Genomic DNA, 17,626 nt, shown 5'->3' on the forward strand with positions numbered 1-17,626 from the left:
CGTACACAAGGTACGAGGCGTTTTTTAAATCACTTAACCGCGAAAACGCGGTCCGCCGCGATTAACCAACGATGTCGGTCTGGGCGAAGAAATAAGCAATTTCGATAGCTGCGTTTTCAAGCGAATCTGAACCGTGGACCGAATTTGCTTCGATCGATTCAGCAAACAGCTTGCGAATGGTGCCCTCATCGGCATTTGCCGGATTGGTTGCGCCCATTACTTCGCGATATTTTGCAACGGCATTTTCGCCTTCCAGAACCTGGAGAACGACGGGGCCGGAAACCATGAAGTCCACCAGTTCGCCGAAGAACGAACGTTCCTTGTGAACGGCATAAAAGCCTTCAGCCTGTTCACGGGTGAGACGAGCACGTTTCTGAGCAACAACACGCAGACCAGCTTCTTCGATCACTGCATTGATCTTGCCGGTCAGGTTGCGACGGGTTGCGTCAGGCTTAATGATGGAAAAAGTATATTCGATAGCCATTGGTTTCACCTAGCTACTTGTAAAAATTCATTACCCCCAAGACAGGTTGGCGCTATATAAACGGCCTTTTCGCGCAACGCAACACATAGTTAACCATTCGCATTTCAGCCCTGCGTTTCGCGCATCGGGCTAAAATCACCCTTATAGTGATACCAACAGGGCAAAAAACGGGCAGTTCCAGTACCTTGCCCGAATATTAAATCTGCCCGAATACCCTGGATGACATTTTCAAGAATCCTTGCGTATCGCGGCCCCCTGCCCTATTGAAGGGCTAGAGAAACAACAGATTCCCTAACACAGGCGCCAGCATGCTGAATATTTCCAACATCACTTACCGCATCGGCGGCCGGGTGATCTTTGACCAAACCAGTCTTACCATTCCGGCCGGACACAAAATTGGCCTGATTGGCAGTAATGGCGCGGGGAAATCAACGCTGCTAAAACTGATCGCCGGGCAACTTATGCTTGATGGTGGCGACATTACCCTGAATGCACGGGTTCGCATGGGGATGGTCTCGCAGGAAGCCCCTGCCGGTTCACGTTCCCTGCTTGATACCGTGCTTGCCGCCGATACCGAGCGCGCCAGCCTGTTAGCCGAGGCCGAAACCGCCACCGACGGCCACCGCATCGCCGAAATTCATACCCGCCTGGCTGATATTGACGCCCACACCGCCGAAGCACGGGCAGCCTCTATTTTGTCCGGTCTTGGTTTTGATGGCGAAGCCCAATTGCGCGCCTGTGATGATTTTTCGGGCGGTTGGCGCATGCGTGTGGCCCTGGCAGCCACCCTGTTTTTGCAGCCCGACCTGTTGCTGCTTGACGAACCGACCAACCACCTTGACCTCGAAGCCACCATTTGGCTGGAACAATATCTGATCAACTATCCCGGCACCATCATTCTGGTCAGCCATGATCGCGATTTGCTGAACCGGGCGGTCAAACATATTGTTCATTTGCACAATTCGCAGCTAACCCTGTATGGCGGCAATTACGATAAATTTGCCAAAACCCGCCGCGAACAGATGGAACTGGCATCGAAGCATTACGAAAAGCAGATTGCCCAGCAAAAACACCTGCAGTCCTTTATCGACCGCTTTCGCGCCAAGGCCAGCAAGGCCAAGCAGGCACAAAGCCGTGTCAAGATGCTGGAAAAAATGGGTCCGGCCATTGCCGTGGTCGAAGACCGCAGCATCACCTTTGATTTTCCAAGCCCGCAGGAACTGCCACCGCCCCTGATCACGATTGATAACGGCGATGTCGGCTATAACGGCAAACCAGTTTTGCGCAACCTGAACCTGCGCATCGACATGGATGACCGGATTGCCCTGCTCGGCGCTAATGGTAATGGTAAATCCACACTGGCAAAGTTGCTGTCTGATAAACTTGAATTGATAAACGGCGAAAAAGTTTCATCAAACAAACTGCGCATTGGTTATTTTGCCCAGCATCAGACCGACGAACTGGTGATGGAAAATACCCCCTACCAGCATTTGGCCGCCCTGATGCCCAATGTCATCGAAAGCAAGGTTCGCGCCCAGTTGGGCCGCTTTGCCTTTGAAGGCGATAAAGGCAATACCAAGGTTAAAAACCTGTCGGGTGGTGAAAAGGCACGGTTGCTGTTTGCCTTGATGACGCTTGATGCCCCGCACATGCTGATCCTTGACGAACCGACCAACCATTTGGACATTGATGCCCGCGATGCCCTGAACCACGCGCTGAACAATTACGAAGGTGCCGTGATCATCATCAGCCATGATCCCTATCTGATCGAGGCCTGTGCCGACCGCCTGTTACTGGTGGCCGACGGCACCGTCAGCAATTTTGACGGCGATGTGAACGAATATCGCCAGTATTTGCTGGACCGCGCCCGTGCTGATCGCCGGGCGGGCAAAAATTCGGTTGCGGCAACACCGGAACAAAAACGCGACCGCAAGGCCGAACGCCAGGCGGCTGCCGAAAAACGCAAAATTGCAGCCCCGCTTCGCAAGGAAATTGAAAAACTTGAAAAGCAGATGGCGCAATGCACCACCAAAATTGCCGCGATTGAATCGGAACTGACCGATCAATCACTTTACACTGCCGGCAGTGCCGACCGTTTGAACAAGCTGCAAATGGATATGGCCAAGATCAAATCCGACCTTGCCAGCACTGAAAGCCTGTGGCTGGAAAAACAGGAAGAATATGAAGCAATGGTCGCATAAATAAAGCGGCTGTTTATCTCCAGAATCTTTCAAATACCCGCCATATGGCGGGTATTTGTGTTTTAAGAGGTCACCTCCACCTCTGCCCCGCCATCAATGCCCACATGATTACAAACCGCATCACGCACCAGCATGCGCATCCACGACGCGGCGACATCATCTTGGATTTCACGACGCCAGACCAATGACACCGGGTATCGCCCCAAATCCAGCGGGGCCTCACACACCTGCAAGCCACTAATGCGAGCCAATGCCAAAGCCGCATGGGTTGGGATCGTCGAAACAGCAGCAATCCCGCGCAAAAATGCCGGAACAGCGGCAAAATGGGTCAAACCGGTCTGAATTTTGCGGCTTCGTGCCAATGGTCTTAGTTTTTCATCCACAATGCCTTCGCGCCCGGAATAGGAAACCAGGATATGCGGCAGGGCCAGATAATCCTCAAGCGATAGCGGCACGGCACATCCGCACGCCACGGCATCAAAAATACAGGCATAACCCGATTGGGCAATTTGCTCTTGCGCCAGCCACGACCGTTCCGGTGGTCGGGCAATAACCGCCAGGTCAAGCTCGCCCGTTTCCAGCATCTTTTCCACCGTATGCCGGTTGCTTTGATGGAAGGACACCGAAACATTCGGGGCTTCGCTTAACAAGCGTTGCGAAACGGCCGGGCCAACGGCCAATTGAAAATCGTCCGACATGCCCAGCGAAAAATGGTGCGCATCCTGTGCGGGGTTAAAATCCAAACCATCACGAAAGGCATCGCGGATCAACAGGGCACCGTGTTCAATATTTTTCGCCATTTCAATGGCACGCGGAGTGGGCTGCATGCCGCCACGCGTACGCACAAATAACGGGTCCCCGGCGGCCTCACGCAAACGGGCCAGTGCTGCACTTAACGCTGATTGGCTTAACGACAAACGATCCGCCGCCTTTGACACACTTCTTTCCTGCCATATCGCCATAAAGGCGATGGCAAGATTAAAATCAAATCGCGCAATATCATTCAGATTAATATTTTGAACCATAAACAGCAATTTGACTGATGATAAAGCCACCGTCAAGATTGCCAGCAAGGACATTTATTTCCCCTCATAGCGCAACAGGAGCCCCACATGCCCCAGCATCGCGTCGCAGTTATCCAGGCTGGTACAACCCTTTTTGATACACCGCGCACACTTGAACGTATGTCCGCCCTGTGCGAGGAAGCCCGGCACAACACTGTTGAACTGGCTGTTTTCCCCGAGGCCTATATTGGCGGATACCCCAAGGGCCTTGATTTCGGGGCCCGTGTTGGCACGCGCAGCGAAGCAGGGCGCGATGATTATTTGCGTTACTGGAAGGCCGCCATCGAGGTTCCCGGCCCCGAATGCCGCACCATTGGGTCTTTCGCGGCGAAAATGAAGGCGCATCTGGTGACGGGTATCATTGAACGCGACGGTGGATCGCTTTATTGCGCGGTGCTGTTTTTTGCCCCCGATGGAAGCCTGCTAGGCAAACGACGCAAATTAATGCCCACCGCCAGCGAAAGGCTGATCTGGGGCCAGGGTGATGGATCAACCTTGCCGGTTTTTAACACCGATATTGGTAAAATCGGTGCCGCCATTTGCTGGGAAAACTATCTGCCCCCGTTGCGCCAGACCTATTATAACAAAGGCATCAATATCTGGTGTGCGCCCACCGTTGATGAACGTGAAATATGGCAAACATCGATGCGCCACATCGCCTATGAAGGGCGCACCTTTGTGCTTAGTGCCTGTCAGTATCTGACCCGCGCCGACGCCCCCGAAGATTACGCCTGCCAGCAAGGAAACGATCCCAAAACCACCCTGATCCGGGGCGGCAGCGTGATTATCGACCCGATGGGCACCTGCCTGACCGAACCGGTCTATGACCGTGAAGCGGTGATTTGGGCGGAGATTGATACCGATCAGGCCATTCGCGGCAAATACGACCTTGATGTTGCAGGCCATTATGCCCGGCCCGATGTTTTTTCGCTGACCGTTAACGAAACCCCGTTTCGCACCGGCAAGGCCGCCTGCCCGCCTTCGTTGGAACCGGCATCAGCAACACCGGAACAAACGCCGCAGCCCGACACCGCATCGTAAAATTCAACATACAGCACGCACCAAACAAAACGGCCCCGGCATATGCTGCCGGGGCCGAATTTCTGGTCGCTGTTTCAGGTCGGTATTTTAAAATACCGGAACAACAGCGCCATCATATTTTTTATTGATGAAGTCGCGGATGGTGTCTGAATTATAGGATTCCACCAGGGTTTTGACCCAGGGTTTGTCCTTGTCATCGGTGCGGGTCACAATCACGTTGGCATAGGGGCTATCCTTGCTTTCAATCGCGATTGAATCCTTGGTCGGGTTCAGCTTTGCTTCGATGGCATAGTTGGTGTTGATCGCAGCTGCATCAACATCAGCCAGGGAACGCGGCAACTGGGCCGCATCAAGCTCGATGAAATCAAACCCTTTGGGGTTGTCGGTCACGTCCAGCGGGCTAACCACCAAACCGGCAGCCGGATCAACCTTGATCAGGCCTTTTGACTGCAACAGCAACAACGCACGGCCGCCATTGGTCGGATCGTTCGGGATCGAAATTTTTGCCCCGTCCGGCAGATCATCCAGGCTTTTATATTTGTCCGAATAAATGCCCATCGGGGTGACAAAGTTATAACCGACAACCGACAGATGGTAACCACGATCCTTGATCTGGTTATCAAGATACGGCACATGCTGGAAGCTGTTGGCGTCAAGGTCACCATCATCAAGTGCCTGGTTGGGCAGCACGTAATCGGTGAAGGTAACGATGTCGAGCTTCAGGCCCTTTTCGGCAGCAACCTTGGCAACCTGCTCCATGATTTCTTCATGTTCGCCGGCGGTAACACCGATTTTGATTTCATCCTGGGCAAATGCCGGGATGGCAAGGCTGGCCGTCAGAATGACAGCCGCACTCAGGGTTTTAAAAAACCGCATGGGAAGGCTCCTTTTAAGCTGCATTTGAATGTTAAAATGCGGAAATGTGTAAAATTGTCAGATATTGCGTTTATCGGCCTTGCGCGCCAAATGATCGCCAAGCATTTGCACCGCCTGCACAACCACAATCAGGGTAATGACAACCGCTGCCATCACGTCAGGGCGAAACCGCTGATAGCCATACCGAATGCCCAGATCCCCCAGGCCACCGGCGCCAACAGCCCCGACCATCGCGGAATAACCAATCAGGGTCACTGCCGTTAAGGTCAGGCCATGAATAATGCCCGGCAGGGCTTCGGGCAGTAAAACCTTGGTCACCACCTGCATCGGACGGGCCCCCATGGCGTGGGCCGCCTCGATCAGGCCGCCGTCAACCTCGCGCACGGCCCCTTCGATGATCCGGGCAATAAACGGGATCGCCGCCACCGTCAGCGGCACAATGGCAGCAGACGTACCAATCGATGTTCCGACCAGAAGGCGGGTGAAGGGAATAATGGCAACAGCCAGAATGATAAACGGCACCGACCGCGTGGCATTGACAATCGGCCCGATGGTTTTTTGAAAAACCGGTGCTTCAAACAGTTCGCCCCGGCCCGATGTTGCCAGCAACACCCCCAAAGGCAAACCAATCGCCGTACCAATCGCCAGTGACGCAAACACCATATAAAGCGTTTCCAGCGTTGCCTGTCCTAAAATGGGAAGAAGTGTGGACCACATGGCTTAACCCTCCTGCCCGATAGATGTACTAGCAGACTGATCTGCGTTAGCCGCGACACCCGGTTTGAAATCCAGAAACTCGTCAGCCAGCAAGGATTGTGTCGTTGGATGCTGCGGATTGGCGAAAATACCCTCGACCGCACCCTGTTCCACAATCACGCCGCCATCCATCACGGCAACACGATCGCAAAGCTGTTTAACCACCGCCATTTCGTGGGTAATCACCACCATGGTCAGGCCGAGGCGTTTGTTAATATCGCGCAACAATGCCAATATTTGCCGGGTGGTTTCCGGGTCCAGCGCCGATGTTACTTCGTCACACAAAACCACTTTCGGGTTGCTCGACAATGCCCGCGCAATGCCCACACGCTGCTTTTGCCCGCCTGATAATTCAGCCGGATACCGATCTCGTTTGTCTTCCAGGCCCACCAGCGGCAATAACGGATCAATCGCAGCAGCGATTTCCGTCTTGCTGGCCCCTGCCAGTTCAAGGGGCAAGGCAATATTGTCGTAAACCGTGCGCGACGACAGCAGATTAAAATGCTGAAACACCATGCCCAACTGGCGACGAAACAACGGTAAATCGCGCTTCGACAATTTGGTCACATCGGTGCCATCGACAATGACACTGCCCGATGTCGGCATTTCCAGCAAATTGATACAACGAATCAGGGTAGATTTCCCGGCCCCGGAACGGCCAATCACGCCGACAATTTCGCCCGCTGCAATATCAAGGTCGATACCGCGCAAAGCGACATGTTCGGGGCTGCCCCGCCGGGCAGGATATGTTTTGTGCAGGTCGGTCAGCCGAATCACGGCGCCCTCCTTTTCAACATAAAAAAACCGTCTGCGGCATCACCGAGACGGTCGTTGCAAAAGGCGCACGCCCAACTCGCTTTAGCCGTATTTATTACGCGCCCGCAAGCTGAGAAGCAAATCGGCGCGTTAGATGACAATTATATAAACATGCCTGAATATGTAATTCAATGTCACACACCATGCATTTCACGCATGGCTTGTATGTATCCACTTATAATTACAACAAAATATTGTTCAATCTTCATGCCCGATGGCCCGAAAACCACATCGTGTGGGAAACGACAAGGCAGGCAGGGGCCGGATGCCCAATCAACATCCAGCCCCTCGCCTTGTCGCCAGTATTTCCACCAGCCTGAATAAAGGGTGGTTATTTATTTCTAATCCCGTCCAGAAAGGCCGACACAGCGGCTTTTAACTCGCCCGCCTGATGTTCCAGTTCATCTGACAATGCCTGTACCTCACCCGCGACCGTCTCTGTCTGACTGACCGACGACGATACATCGCCAATATTTTGCGACACATCGCGGGCACCATGGGCGGCTTCTTCCACATTTCGGGCGATTTCCTGGGTTGCGGCACCTTGTTCTTCCACAGCAGCAGCAATCGCACCGGTCGAACCATCAAGCTGGCGGATGGTTTCGGCAATTTCGCTAATGGCTGTCACCGCCGTCCCGGTGGCCGTTTGAATGCCGCCCACTTGCGAACGAATATCCTCGGTTGCTTTGGCTGTCTGACTGGCAAGCACCTTGACCTCGTTAGCCACCACGGCAAAGCCCTTGCCCGCATCACCGGCGCGCGCTGCCTCAATTGTCGCATTCAGTGCAAGAAGGTTAGTTTGTTCGGCAATATCGGAAATCAGGGAAATGACCTCGCCGATCTGGGTCGCGGCGTCGGCAAGAAGTTCGATTTTCTGATGAGTGTCCTCAGATTTACTAACCGCCCCGGTTGCCACCCGCGATGACTCCGCTACCTGGGTGCTGATTTCCCGGATTGAGGCCGAAAGTTCCTCGGCGGCGGCGGCAACGGTATCGATATTTGTCGACATTTCCTGCGACGCAGAAGACACAATCACCGATTTTTCGCCCGCTGTACGCGCCGTTACATTCATCGACCGGGCCGAATGCTGCATCTTGGCTGCGGCACTGGTAACATACTCGACAACATGGCCAACATTGGCTTCAAAACTGTTCGCCATTTCAAGCAGGGCTGCGTGTTTTTCCTGCTCTGCCTGTTTTTCGTGTTCCTCTCGCTGGCGCCGCAGGTTTTCCATTTCTATGGTTTTGGACTTAAACACATCCATCGAACGCGCCAGATCGCCAATTTCGCTGCGATGATCAGTATAGGCAACTTCTATGTCATGATCACCATCCGCCAAACGCAACATATTGTCCGAAATATTTTGCAGCGGCTTGGTAATCCCGCGCCCGATCCACAAGGAAATCATGACAATAAACCCGGCAATCACGATCACAACGGTTATCATCGTTAGCAGGCTTTTCTGAAAAATGGCGTCAACATCATCAACATAAATGCCTGTCGCCACAATCCAGCCCCATGGCTTGAACATTTTCACGAACGAAATCTTGGGCCGTGTTTTGGATTTATCCGGCGTTATATAGGTATAATCAACAAACCCCTCGCCATGTTCTTTGACCATATCGACAAACGCCTGATAATGACGTTTCCCCACCCCATCGACAGCCGCCGACATATTGCGACCGACAAGCTCGGGTTTAACGGCATGAATCAGCACCACCGGCTGCTGGTCAAACACGAAAAAATAGTTGGTTTTATCATAGCGCAAGGCCCCAACCGCACTGGCCGCGGCTTCCTTGGCCTGTTCTTCACTCAGGGCACCTGACGTGACCTGCTGGTAATAATGATCTATCAGCGATACGGTTGAATTAATCAGCGCGCGCGTCTTGTCCTTTCGATCCTCGACCATCTGGGTTCGCAATTCGGATAAACCGAACGCCCCGACCAGAATTGCGGCCAGCACCGCGCCCCCGACAATCAGTAGCAACCGCTTGCCAATTTTCATTGAATTTAGCGTGAACATTCCCGAATTCTCCCCGTATAGTCCTGTCTTGACGCGCCCGCACAGAACCCGCACAGAATCTGCGTCTGGCATTGTCGACAACGACATTATTTCGCACGTAAAAAACGCACCGTTATCTACACTTGGGGATAGGAAGCCTCTACTTCCAGTGGTGGCAGACAACAGATTATTTGCGTTGGGGAATTTATAGTCTCGCCCACACCCCGGTCACGCCGCGATTTGGAAAAGGAAACGTCACCGTCGTGCCAAATGGCACAATCTATCAGCTTTCCGCTTTCTTTTCCCACGAACCGCCCGGTGTTTGCTGCCAATAGGACAATTTATGTCCGGCATCTTTCCAGGCTTTCCAACGCATGCGGGCTTCGGCCACCGCGTCAAAATCGCGATCATCAAACAGCATGATCACGCGTTCATAATCGGCAATTTTTTCGCTGTTGGCACGATCTGTCAGAAACAGGAACTGGGCATTGTTGGGGCATTCATCGGCAACAGTCAGCCACACCGGCTGTAATTGCGCATCGCCATCCTGTGCGCTGCCATGCGGCAACCAACTGGCATTATCATAAGTCCACAGTAATGTATTAAGCGCATCCAACCGGGCGTCGCCCTGTGTCATCACAACGGCACGCTTTTCGCGCTCCAGTGTTTTTAACAAAAGCGTCGGCAAGGCCCGCTCCAGCGGGGTGTTGGTTAAATGGTAGAACCAGATATCGCTCATGGTTGCTTCATACGATGCAATGCCGCATCAGGGCAAGGATTGTCCCCACCCTGATGCGGCAAAAGCAAAATCAGCCTTCGTGATTGTCAGCCACAAAACGGTCCAGCAGGCGTACGCCATAGCCGGTTGCCCCCTTGGGGGTGACTTCGCTGTCTTTGGTGGCCCAGGCCATTGCCGCAATATCAAGGTGTGCCCACGGGCGGTCCTTGGTGATAAAGCGTTTGAGGAACTGTGCCGCCGTGATCGAGCCTGCCGGGCGACCGCCAACGTTTTTCATATCCGCAATGTCGGATTTCAGCTGATCATCATACGCCTTGCCCAGCGGCAAGCGCCAAACCGGTTCATTCACCGCAAGGCCCGCATTGGTAATTTGCGCCGAAAGCGTATCATTATTGGAAAACAGCCCGCCATTTTCATAGCCGAGAGCAATAATGATCGCGCCGGTCAGGGTTGCCAGATCCACAATCAGGCTCGGGTCATATTTTTCCTGCACATAGGTCAGGGCGTCACACAACACCAGACGGCCTTCAGCATCGGTATTGATCACTTCAATCGTCTGACCCGACATGGATGTCACCACATCGCCCGGGCGCTGTGCGGTTGAAGACGGCATGTTTTCCACCAGGCCAATCACACCAATCACATTTGATTTGGCATTACGGCCCGCCAGTGCCTTCATCAGCCCCGAAACAACACCGGCACCGCCCATGTCAAACTTCATGTCTTCCATGCCAGCGGCCGGTTTAATCGAAATCCCGCCGGTATCAAAGGTCACACCCTTGCCAACAAAGGCAATCGGGGCTTCTTTTTTCTTGCCGCCGTTCCAGCGCATCACCACCAGATAAGGCTTTTGTGCCGACCCCTGTGCAACACCCAAAAGCGCGCCCATGCCCAGCTTTTTCATTTCTTTTTCGTCAAGAACATCGATCTCGACACCCAGCTTTTCCAGCGCCTTAACTTCGGCAACAAAGCTTTCCGGGTACAAAACGTTGGCGGGTTCGGACACCAGATCGCGGGTGAAGAACACACCGTCGATCACTTTTTTAGCGTTCTCGAACTGTTTTTTGGCTTCTTTGGGTTCTTTAACCGCAACCGAAATCGCTTTCAGTGCCGGTTTGTCGTCCTTGGTTTCGGTGGTGCGATATTTATCAAACCGGTAATCGCGAAGGGCCGCGCCAGTGGCAAAATCGCTGGCCAGTTCATCCATATCGAACAGAACGGTAATGTCTTTTTCACCTGTGCCCTGTGCGGCAACAGCAACCTGACCGCCCAGTTTTTGCGCGGCAATCACATCAAATTCGGCTTCGCTGCCAATGCCAAAAATAACAATGCGCGACAGCTCGACATTTGCGGGTGAAAGGATTTGCAGGCTTTGCCCTGCCTTGCCCTTAAAGGTCGATGCCTTGATGGCCCGTGCAACAGCCCCCTTGGTGGCTTCATCCAAGGCAATGGCGCTGGGCATCAGATCGCCGCCCTCGGTGGCAAAGGCCACAACCGCGCCGGAAGCCGGAACTGCGAGATCGGAAAAAGTGATCTTCATATCTAAAAGGACTCCTGAAATTTTCTGGGTCTGTTTATGCACAAGTTATGCACGAGTCCGCCACCCGGTTGCGGACATATCGCGAATGTATCCCGTCTGGGTCAAAAACCCAATCTTCCCAATTTAGCGTGATGCCCGCCGAAAGAAAGGGTTATCCCGTATCGAAACAAAAAAATCATCCCTGCCATCCCATTCCGGCGGCTTTAAAATTGCTAAAAATCAAGGCAGCGATTTTACCGCCATGCATGATGACAAACCAACGTATCAAAGCTGCAAGGTTTCATCATGGTTTCGCGCCCCATTCCCATTCTGCCAACCGAACCGGCATCGGCTCATACAGCCGCTGCCCAACCGTTGCCCATCTGGCGCGGGGCATTTCGCCCGTTATTTTTACTGGCCGGGTTGCAGGCCATTATCGGGGTTGTGTGGTGGTTATCCTCCATGATCCACGGGCTTTGGGCACCACAACTGGGCACAACCGCCCTTTGGCATGGTCATGAAATGATCTTTGCCTTTGGCGGGGCGGCGTTGGGTGGCTTCTTGCTTACTGCAATTGCCAACTGGACCGGGCGCCCCCCCTTGCAAGGCCGCACCATTATGCTGCTGACCCTGTGCTGGCTGGCGGGCCGGGTGGCAATGGTATATGCCGCCAACATCAATCTGGCAGTTTTGCTGGTGGCCGAACTTGCCTATTTCGTGGTGCTGATCGCGCTTGCCGCGCGCGAACTGATTGCGGGTAAAAACCGGCGCAATCTTAAATTATTGGCCGTTATTGCAATTCTGGCGGTTATCGACGCCCTGTTTGTGCTGGCGGCAAAAGACGGCATTCAACTGGATGCCGAAATTTTCCCGCGCGCAGGCATCTTCATCTTTCTGGTGCTTATCGCCCTTATCGGCGGGCGGATCATTCCCGGTTTCACCCGAAACTGGCTGATCCGCGCCGGAAAATTACCTGGCATGGCCGAACCGGTTTCGTTTAACCGGTTTGATGCCCTGTGCATGGGCACCCTTATCGCATCGGCCATTCTGGCCTTTACCCCGTGGCAACAAGGTGCTGGCATTGTTTTAATGGCAACGGCGGTTTTGCACTATGCCCGTCTGGGCCGCTGGCGCGGCATTCATACAACCCGCGAACCGCTGGTGATTATGCTGCACGCGGCCTATTTCTGGCTGCCAACCAGTTTGCTGCTGATGGGTTTTGCCCTGCTGCGCCCCGATTTATACAGCCTTAACGATGCCCTTCATGCAGGCGGGGCTGGTGCCATGGCCTGCATGATCATGGCGGTTGGCGGACGGGCCGCACTGGGCCATACCGGCCGGGCGCTTGCGGCGGGCAAGGTCTTTACCATCGGGTTCTCGCTGATCTGGCTGGCAACCGCCCTGCGCCTGATCGCGCCTGTGGCAGGCAACGCCTATCTAACCGTTCTGGCTGCGGCAACCTTGTGCTGGGTTGGCGGCTGGCTGTTATTTGTGCTGCGTTATGCCCCGATCCTGATCGGACCGCCGGTGAAAAAAGGATAGCTCCAACAACAGCCTTTACACCGGCTGATCAAGCATATCATCCGTCCACAGGCCCATACCTACAGCACTGCCTTTGACATATTCCACCTGCCCGTCGTCGGCGTCCCCGGTTAACACCCAGCCATGACGTTCATAAAACCCGTGGGCGCGGATTTTGGGGTTGGCATCGGTGGTGAGTGATATTTCATCGCAGCCCTGGGCGAAAAGCCAGTCTTCAGCGGTTTTTAACAGGGCAGAGCCAATGCCCTGCCCGTCAAATTCCGGATCAACAAACAGCGCCCACAGCGTTGCCTCTTTGGGCAGGGCAATGGCAAAACCAGCGATAACAGGGCCATCACCCGCATCGGCGGTTTCTGCCACCCAAATGCCGGTGCCGTCTTTTAGCCAGTCAAACCATGCCGTTTTGGTAATACCGCGCGCCGTCAGTTCCGCCATCGTCAGGCGGTTTTCGGTAACCTTTAACCGAATGGTGAAAACAGCCTCCACATCGCTGGCAATGGCGGGTCGTATGTTCAAATTATTTGGTCCCATGCAGGGGTTCGCCCGGTGCAAACCACCCTAACCGCGTTTTTATCGCAGCAGTCCGCTGGCGCAAATAACAAAACACAAATTGATGATACCATCCTTATGACCCTGCCTGCGGCGAGCTTAACCGTACCGGCTGGCGTTTGCGGCCCCAGTTACCCGGTTGCGGGCGAAACACCCCGGCACAGGCGGTTCCGCATTCGGTGCAATGGCCCTGTGCGTCCAGTTTCCAGTCCGATAATTCATACCAGTCCCGGCCAATCAAACGGGTATGGCAGTTATGGCAATAGGTGCTGGATGCCGCATGGTCATGCACATTACCAACATAAACATAGCGCAGCCCGTTTTGCAGGGCGATATTGCGCGCCCGAATCAGGGCTTGCGCCGGGGTCCGTGGTGTATCCATCATTTTCCAGTCGGGGTGAAAGGCGCTAAAATGCACCGGCACATCAGGGCCAAGATTGGCCATGATCCAGCGAGTCATCGCATCAAATTCATCATCGCTGTCATTTTCACCCGGGATGACCAGATTGGTCAGTTCAAACCACACCCCGGTTTCCTGTTTTAAGTAAACCAGCGTTTCCAGCACATCATCAAGATGGGCCGAACAAAGCTTGTGATAAAACGCCTCGGTAAAACCTTTTAAATCGACATTGGCGGCATCCATATGGCGGAAAAACTCGGTGCGCGCATCCTTGCCAATATAGCCCGCTGTCACGGCAATGGTTTTAATCCCTGCCGCCCGGCACGCCTTGGCCACATCCACCGCATATTCCAGAAAAATCACCGGGTCGTTATAGGTAAAGGCCACCGCCGAACAGCCCCATTGTTTTGCGGTTTGCACAATCATATCGGGGGTGGCAAGGCTACCCACCGCATCCATTTGTCGTGCCTTGGAAATTTCGTGGTTCTGGCAAAATTTGCAGGTCAGATTGCAGCCCGCCGTGCCAAAGGACAAAACCGGGCTTCCGGGAAAAAAATGGTTCAGCGGCTTTTTCTCGACCGGATCAATACAAAACCCCGATGACCGGCCCCAGGTGGTCAGCACCACCTGATCATTCTGCCGTGCGCGCACAAAACAAAGCCCGCGCTGCCCCTCGCCCAGCTTGCAATATCGCGGGCAGACATCGCATTGAATGCGACCGTCATCCAGATGGTGCCAGTAACGGCCCGGCACAGTATCGGTTAAGGGGGCTTGCGCACCGGTTAATGTGGGGGGTGCGGTCATCATGGTCAGGTCCGCCTTTTAATAAAATGCAGCATCCTTTGAAAATCTAGTCTCACACGCTATCTTTTGCAAAGGATCGCAGATCAAAAGGGATGCGCCATGACCATTATTCGCCCTGCCGCCATTGCCGGTACGTTTTATCCCGCCGATGCCAACGAATTGCGCGCAACCATTGCAAACCTGATGGCATCTGCCGCCACCCACGCCCCGCGCGAAAGTGCGCCCAAGGCCATTATCGTGCCCCATGCCGGGCTGGTGTTTTCCGGTGCCATTGCCGCCGATGGCTTTGCTACCCTTTTGCCTGCGACCCGCACCATCAAGCGTTTGGTGATTATTGGCCCGGCCCATCGCATGGCGTTTCAGGGCATTGCCGTGGCCGATGCCACCGCTTTTGCCACCCCCATGGGGAATGTGGCGGTGGATGAAGCGGCGATTAACAGCGTTCTGACCCTGCCGCAGGTGCAGCGCCTTAATGCAGCACATGTGCAGGAACACGGGCTGGAAATTGAATTGCCATTTATTCAGCATATTTTTGATAATCAGCCCGACATCACCATCGTGCCTCTACTGGTCAGCCGGTGTGCCGCGCATCAAGTTGAAGAAGTGGTTGAAAAACTGTGGGGCGGGCCGGAAACCCTGATTGTGATTTCGTCCGACCTGTCGCATTTCCACGATGATGCCACAGCGCGCCAAATGGATGACCGCACCCGCCAGCTGATTGAAAATTTCCGTGCCGAGGAACTGGGTTTTGACGATGCCTGTGGCTGCCTGCCCATTGTCGGCCTGCTACGCGCAGCGCGCAAACGCGCCATGGATGTGAAAACGCTTTCACTGCAAAATTCCAGTGCCACCAGCGGCGAGACATCCCGTGTAGTGGGTTACGGCGCATGGGCCTTTTACGATAGCGCACCGCATGATTCCAAAAATAATGAAAGCGGTTTCACCGATGCCACCCAAAACATTCTAAACCGGCATGGAAAGGGGTTGCTGCGCCTTGCCAGCCAGTCAATCCGCCATGGGCTGGCGCAGGATGCCCCCCTGCAAGCGAACATCGACACGTTGCCAGATGAGCTGAAACACCCCGGTGCCTGTTTTGTGACCTTGAAGTTAAATGGCGATTTACGCGGGTGCATTGGGTCCATCATCGCACATCGCGCTCTGGCGCAAGATGTGTGTGAAAACGCTTTCAAGGCGGCCTTTGGCGACCCGCGCTTTGCCAAAGTTACGGCGGCAGACCTGACGGATGATCTGGAAATGTCGATTTCGGTATTATCAAAACCACAGCCGTTTCCCTTTGAAAGCGAAACCGATTTTATCGACAGGCTGACCCCGTTTGAGGACGGTATTATTTTATCTGACGGCAACAAACGCGGCCTTTTTTTGCCACAAGTCTGGGATCAACTGCCCGACCCGACAGATTTTACCCGCCACCTGAAACGCAAGGCAGGATTGCCGATGGATTACTGGTCAAACACACTGACAGCGCAACGCTTTGTCACACGCGGGATTGAAAGCAAAACCGTGTTTGCACCGGGCACCCTTTGGGCAGAACACAACCATCGCCGGTAAAGATACGGACTGGACCTTTCTTGTAAAATTGCCTAGGTCATCCCCTATGAACATATTCCCCCAGACAAAGGATTTCCCATGACCAACGGCTTGCCCGCAAATGCCCACGCCCTTGAAAACGGCCTGATCGAGATTGCCCGCAAGGCCGGTGCGGCGATCATGGAAATCTATAAAACCGATTTTGAAGTGCGATCCAAGGATGACGCATCGCCGGTCACCGAGGCCGATGAAGCCGCCGAAGCCATTATTCTGCCTGGCCTGCATGCCCTGACACCCGATGTTAAAATCGTATCCGAAGAAAGTGCCGCGGCAGGCGATATTCCCGATGTATCAACGGAAACCGATTTTTTCTGGCTGGTAGACCCGCTGGATGGCACCAAGGAATTTATCAAACGCAATGGCGAATTTACCGTCAACATCGCGCTGATTGCCAAAGGTGTGCCGGTTATGGGGGTTGTTTATGCCCCGGCGCTGGAAAAGCTGTATTTCGGCGGGCCTGACGGTGCCAAGCTGATTGAAAACGATACCGACCCCAAAACCACCGCCATCACCGTACGTCCCATGCCAGATAATGGCATCGTGGTGGTTGGGTCGCGGTCCCATGGCGACCCTGAAGCAATGAAAGCATTTTTGGGCGATTTAAAAGTTCGTGAAATGCGCCCGGCAGGAAGTTCGCTTAAACTGTGCCTGATCGCACAGGGCGAAGCCGACCTTTACCCGCGCCTGGGTCGCACCATGGAATGGGATATCGGGGCGGGCCATGCCGTTCTGGCTGCTGCCGGTGGCATGGTTGAAAACATGGATGGCCGCCCGTTTATTTATGGCAAGGGCGATTTCGCCAATCCCTATTTCATTGCGCGCAGCCCGTCGGTGCCTGTCACCTACCAGCACTGATCCCGCCTGCCGATTCTGGCGGGAAAACCGGCAATATGACCAAAATAATTACGCACGCAGGATGGAAATTATTTCGTCCTGCGTGCCTGTTTTCTCGCCACCCTCAATGTGCCTTGCACAAAGCCCGGATGTTTTTAAGCCATAATCAATGCGATAAACGCAACGCAGTGCAACATAATCCCCCAGCTGCGAAACGGTATTGAAACCCGCAGAAATCTTGACTTTTTCATAAACCGGGAATATTATAATTTCATCGCCACACAACGTGTAGGTGACGTAAATAGCCGCCGGAATCACGGCGACGCGGTTCGGATCACTACCGCGGAGCGATACCGAACTATAGCGTAAAAGAGCCGCCATTTATGGCGGC

The 17,626-nt window shown here is 54.0% G+C and carries 14 protein-coding genes and 1 pseudogene; 5 read left to right on the forward strand and 10 right to left on the reverse strand.

Features of this window, described 5'->3' with window-relative positions; genetic code table 11:
- Positions 1 to 61: 61 nt before the first annotated feature.
- Positions 62 to 484: a nucleoside-diphosphate kinase gene (gene ndk / locus THS27_RS24015; RefSeq protein WP_085595220.1), complete on the reverse strand. Its 423-nt coding sequence runs from the start codon at positions 482 to 484 to the stop codon at positions 62 to 64.
- Between the two features lie 308 nt (positions 485 to 792).
- Between ndk and THS27_RS24020 the strand changes: the two genes are divergently transcribed.
- Positions 793 to 2,685: an ATP-binding cassette domain-containing protein gene (locus THS27_RS24020; RefSeq protein WP_085595222.1), complete on the forward strand. Its 1,893-nt coding sequence runs from the start codon at positions 793 to 795 to the stop codon at positions 2,683 to 2,685.
- Positions 2,686 to 2,747: 62 nt separating this feature from the next.
- On the opposite strand, the gene THS27_RS24025 is transcribed toward THS27_RS24020, so the two are convergent.
- Entirely contained in the window at positions 2,748 to 3,764 is a 1,017-nt protein-coding gene (locus THS27_RS24025) for a LysR family transcriptional regulator (RefSeq protein WP_246833095.1), read from the reverse strand.
- A gap of 33 nt (positions 3,765 to 3,797) precedes the next feature.
- Here THS27_RS24025 and THS27_RS24030 point away from each other — a divergent pair, with 33 nt between their 5' ends.
- A complete protein-coding gene (locus THS27_RS24030; RefSeq protein ID WP_085595224.1) occupies positions 3,798 to 4,790 on the forward strand; it encodes a carbon-nitrogen hydrolase family protein in 993 nt (330 codons plus the stop codon).
- Positions 4,791 to 4,877: 87 nt separating this feature from the next.
- Here the strand turns inward: THS27_RS24030 and THS27_RS24035 are convergent, their stop codons facing one another.
- The 6 genes and pseudogenes from THS27_RS24035 to THS27_RS24060 all read right to left on the reverse strand — a co-directional run bounded on the left by THS27_RS24035 (position 4,878) and on the right by THS27_RS24060 (position 11,519).
- Positions 4,878 to 5,666, reverse strand: a complete 789-nt coding sequence (locus THS27_RS24035) for a MetQ/NlpA family ABC transporter substrate-binding protein (protein WP_085595226.1) — start codon at positions 5,664 to 5,666, stop codon at positions 4,878 to 4,880.
- Positions 5,667 to 5,723: 57 nt separating this feature from the next.
- Complete coding sequence (locus tag THS27_RS24040) at positions 5,724 to 6,383, reverse strand: methionine ABC transporter permease (RefSeq protein WP_085595228.1); 660 nt, start codon at positions 6,381 to 6,383, stop codon at positions 5,724 to 5,726.
- A gap of 87 nt (positions 6,384 to 6,470) precedes the next feature.
- Positions 6,471 to 7,199: pseudogene (locus THS27_RS24045) on the reverse strand (methionine ABC transporter ATP-binding protein); the annotation flags it as partial.
- Positions 7,200 to 7,569: 370 nt separating this feature from the next.
- Positions 7,570 to 9,261: a methyl-accepting chemotaxis protein gene (locus THS27_RS24050; protein WP_085595232.1), complete on the reverse strand. Its 1,692-nt coding sequence runs from the start codon at positions 9,259 to 9,261 to the stop codon at positions 7,570 to 7,572.
- Positions 9,262 to 9,523: 262 nt separating this feature from the next.
- On the reverse strand, positions 9,524 to 9,979 hold the full coding sequence (locus tag THS27_RS24055; RefSeq protein ID WP_085595234.1) for a DNA polymerase III subunit chi: 456 nt from the start codon (positions 9,977 to 9,979) through the stop codon (positions 9,524 to 9,526).
- Between the two features lie 70 nt (positions 9,980 to 10,049).
- The gene (locus THS27_RS24060) at positions 10,050 to 11,519 is read right to left on the reverse strand and encodes a leucyl aminopeptidase (protein ID WP_085595236.1); all 1,470 of its coding nucleotides are present in this window, start codon (positions 11,517 to 11,519) and stop codon (positions 10,050 to 10,052) included.
- A 285-nt stretch (positions 11,520 to 11,804) separates the two neighbouring features.
- Here THS27_RS24060 and THS27_RS24065 point away from each other — a divergent pair, with 285 nt between their 5' ends.
- Positions 11,805 to 13,040, forward strand: coding sequence for an NnrS family protein (locus THS27_RS24065; RefSeq protein WP_085595238.1), 1,236 nt, complete (start codon positions 11,805 to 11,807; stop codon positions 13,038 to 13,040).
- A gap of 15 nt (positions 13,041 to 13,055) precedes the next feature.
- Here the strand turns inward: THS27_RS24065 and THS27_RS24070 are convergent, their stop codons facing one another.
- Together THS27_RS24070 and amrS are read right to left on the reverse strand one after the other, a co-directional pair.
- Entirely contained in the window at positions 13,056 to 13,556 is a 501-nt protein-coding gene (locus THS27_RS24070; RefSeq protein WP_168184993.1) for a GNAT family N-acetyltransferase, read from the reverse strand.
- A 109-nt stretch (positions 13,557 to 13,665) separates the two neighbouring features.
- Positions 13,666 to 14,793, reverse strand: coding sequence for an AmmeMemoRadiSam system radical SAM enzyme (amrS, locus tag THS27_RS24075; RefSeq protein WP_085595249.1), 1,128 nt, complete (start codon positions 14,791 to 14,793; stop codon positions 13,666 to 13,668).
- Positions 14,794 to 14,892: 99 nt separating this feature from the next.
- Between amrS and amrB the strand changes: the two genes are divergently transcribed.
- Together amrB and cysQ are read left to right on the forward strand one after the other, a co-directional pair.
- On the forward strand, positions 14,893 to 16,362 hold the full coding sequence (gene amrB, locus THS27_RS24080; RefSeq protein WP_085595242.1) for an AmmeMemoRadiSam system protein B: 1,470 nt from the start codon (positions 14,893 to 14,895) through the stop codon (positions 16,360 to 16,362).
- A gap of 78 nt (positions 16,363 to 16,440) precedes the next feature.
- A complete protein-coding gene (gene cysQ, locus THS27_RS24085; protein WP_085595244.1) occupies positions 16,441 to 17,256 on the forward strand; it encodes a 3'(2'),5'-bisphosphate nucleotidase CysQ in 816 nt (271 codons plus the stop codon).
- Positions 17,257 to 17,626 lie beyond the last annotated feature (370 nt).

The sequence above is a fragment of the Thalassospira sp. MCCC 1A01428 genome (genome assembly GCF_002115825.1).
Lineage (GTDB): Bacteria > Pseudomonadota > Alphaproteobacteria > Rhodospirillales > Thalassospiraceae > Thalassospira.

Coding starts and splice junctions, on each gene's coding strand:
- ndk (WP_085595220.1), bottom strand. CDS start 484: ATGGCTATCGAATATACTTTTTCCATCATTAAGCCTGACGCAACCCGT.
- THS27_RS24020 (WP_085595222.1), top strand. CDS start 793: ATGCTGAATATTTCCAACATCACTTACCGCATCGGCGGCCGGGTGATC.
- THS27_RS24025 (WP_246833095.1), bottom strand. CDS start 3,764: ATGTCCTTGCTGGCAATCTTGACGGTGGCTTTATCATCAGTCAAATTG.
- THS27_RS24030 (WP_085595224.1), top strand. CDS start 3,798: ATGCCCCAGCATCGCGTCGCAGTTATCCAGGCTGGTACAACCCTTTTT.
- THS27_RS24035 (WP_085595226.1), bottom strand. CDS start 5,666: ATGCGGTTTTTTAAAACCCTGAGTGCGGCTGTCATTCTGACGGCCAGC.
- THS27_RS24040 (WP_085595228.1), bottom strand. CDS start 6,383: ATGTGGTCCACACTTCTTCCCATTTTAGGACAGGCAACGCTGGAAACG.
- THS27_RS24050 (WP_085595232.1), bottom strand. CDS start 9,261: ATGTTCACGCTAAATTCAATGAAAATTGGCAAGCGGTTGCTACTGATT.
- THS27_RS24055 (WP_085595234.1), bottom strand. CDS start 9,979: ATGAGCGATATCTGGTTCTACCATTTAACCAACACCCCGCTGGAGCGG.
- THS27_RS24060 (WP_085595236.1), bottom strand. CDS start 11,519: ATGAAGATCACTTTTTCCGATCTCGCAGTTCCGGCTTCCGGCGCGGTT.
- THS27_RS24065 (WP_085595238.1), top strand. CDS start 11,805: ATGGTTTCGCGCCCCATTCCCATTCTGCCAACCGAACCGGCATCGGCT.
- amrS (WP_085595249.1), bottom strand. CDS start 14,793: ATGACCGCACCCCCCACATTAACCGGTGCGCAAGCCCCCTTAACCGAT.
- amrB (WP_085595242.1), top strand. CDS start 14,893: ATGACCATTATTCGCCCTGCCGCCATTGCCGGTACGTTTTATCCCGCC.
- cysQ (WP_085595244.1), top strand. CDS start 16,441: ATGACCAACGGCTTGCCCGCAAATGCCCACGCCCTTGAAAACGGCCTG.